The 500-nt window shown below is 36.2% G+C and carries 1 protein-coding gene; it reads left to right on the top strand.

The features are described 5' to 3' along the window. Positions 1–290 (top strand): transposase (locus KUV50_RS19325; RefSeq protein ID WP_222581854.1); only part of this gene is annotated, 290 nt, incomplete at its 5' end. Between the last annotated feature and the right edge of the window lie 210 nt (positions 291–500).

Genomic DNA, 500 nt, shown 5'->3' with positions numbered 1-500 from the left:
TGGTCAGTTATGCTGGCTTGGATATCGTGTTTAATGAATCCGGAAAATTCAAAGGAAAAACAAGAATTTCCAAACGAGGAAATAACAGAATAAGAGAATGTCTCTACATGCCGGCACTGTCAGCTAAACAACATAATGCTAAAATAAAAGATCTCAATGATCGAATAGTAGCTAAAAATCCTAAGATAAAACAGAAAGGGACCGTTGCCTGTATGCGAAAACTATTGGTCCTAGTATATACATTGTGGAATAAAAATGAAGAATACGACCCATCATATGAAGCTGCATAAATAACTTCAGATTTTGAGGAGGCAAGAGCCTTCTTTCGGTCATTTTTGCAAAGCAAAAATCCAAACAAAAAACGGGGCACAAGGCCCCGTCACTAGATAGACTTCAGCGTATTGAATCGGCTGAGGCCTTCTTTCGGTATCTTTAAATTAAGAAAATATTTTGAGAAATAACAATATAAATACTTGGATTAGATCATAGTATCTGTCAGG

This window comes from Membranihabitans marinus, from assembly GCF_019802045.1.
Lineage (GTDB): Bacteria > Bacteroidota > Bacteroidia > Chitinophagales > Saprospiraceae > Membranihabitans > Membranihabitans marinus_A.
This window is presented reverse-complemented; position numbering and strand designations above follow the sequence as displayed.